The organism is Phocaeicola sp. RTP21198st1_B8_RTP21198_201120 (assembly GCF_040929485.1).
GTDB lineage: Bacteria > Bacteroidota > Bacteroidia > Bacteroidales > Bacteroidaceae > Phocaeicola > Phocaeicola dorei.
Window position 1 is genome coordinate 388 of record NZ_JBCOCI010000234.1, and the last position, 1,519, is coordinate 1,906.

General features: G+C 40.6%; 1 protein-coding gene. It reads right to left on the reverse strand.

Annotation, left to right across the window (positions count from 1 at the left end):
• A partial coding sequence (locus tag AB5935_RS24930) for a S9 family peptidase (RefSeq protein WP_368327747.1) occupies positions 1–1,519 on the reverse strand: 1,519 nt, incomplete at both ends.

Consider the following 1,519-nt stretch of genomic DNA (forward strand, 5'->3'; position numbering starts at 1 on the left):
GCAGGGTTCACGTTCTTGTCCATATCACCGGTGACGAGCATTAAATGTCCTTTCAAATTCTTGGCAATCTCCGTATTCGGCTTCACATTGAACTTGTATCCATACTCTTTTGTCTCATTACCCAAACTATCTTTTACTACTTTTTCCACTTCCTTCACACCGTTATAGCATTCTCCCCACCCACGATTATAGATATTGTTATCATGATTTCCGGAACAGGAGACAGCAGCTTTATAAAAGTCCGGATAAGTACAGATGGCTGCAGCAGCCATAAATCCTCCACCGGAATGACCGTAGATACCGACTTTTTTACCATTAATAAATGAATACCTCCGAGCTAACTGCTCAATAGCATATTTGTCATCAGCTAATGGATAATCACGCATATTACCATAACCAAACCGATGGTATGCCTTTCCACGCATAGGAGTATCTCCTCTGTGAGACACAGCAATTACGATAAAACCTAACTGCGCCAAACGGGTACAACATCTGTCTTCTAAGGTAAATGAAGTAGGAACTTGACCAAAGTAAGGCCCCGGATATACCACAGAAATAATCGGATATACCTTAGTAGAATCAAAGTCTGCCGGTTTCCACATTACTCCATGTAAATCGGTTATATTATCAGCAGCCTTCACAACAAAACGTTCCGGTTTTTTCCATCCGGCTTTGTAGACTAATTCAATATCCGGCTTTGCCAATTCAAGAATCCCTTGTCCCTTGTTATCTTTCAACATGATTTTAGGTTCCATATCCACTCTTGAATAAGTGTCAATATAGTATCTATTAGACTTCAGGAATTTAACCTGATGCTGACCGTCTTCCGTACTTAATGGAGTTACTCCTTCCCTATCAATATGCACTTTATAGAGCATGTAATAAGATGGGTCAATATCTTTTTCCCTGCCATATCCATATAGATATACTGTTCGCCCCAAAGTATCAATAGAAGCTATCTGACCTGCCACCCACTCACCGGAAGTCATCACATTCTTCAACTTTCCATTACCATCATAATGATAGTAATGCCCCCATCCCGTACGCTCCGAACGAAAAAGAATATCTTTACCATCATTCAAAATAGCGACACTACGAGCATGCGGATCACGATACGGTTTGTCAACTTCATGAATTATTTCTTTCACCTCCATTGTAGAGAGGTTGACAGAACACAAATCCACTTCGTCCCATGTACGTTTCGTACGTTCAAAAAAGAGGTATTTACTATCCTTTGTCACACACAAAGGATTTATGTATTGATCCGGCCACTTACTTATGTCTGTTTTTTTTACGGTACGCCCAATCACATCAACTATAACCAGTTCATTTTGGGTTACATTCTTATCACCAGGGAATTCATAACGATAAGTAGTCAGGGAAGGCCTGTCATCCAACGAATTTATCACCCAAAAATCTCTAAGCAGACGTTCATCTTCGCGTACTAAATAAAGATGCCTTGAATCGGGGCACCAACAGATATCAGACATGACTTCTCCTTCTTCGTCCGTTCCTCCAT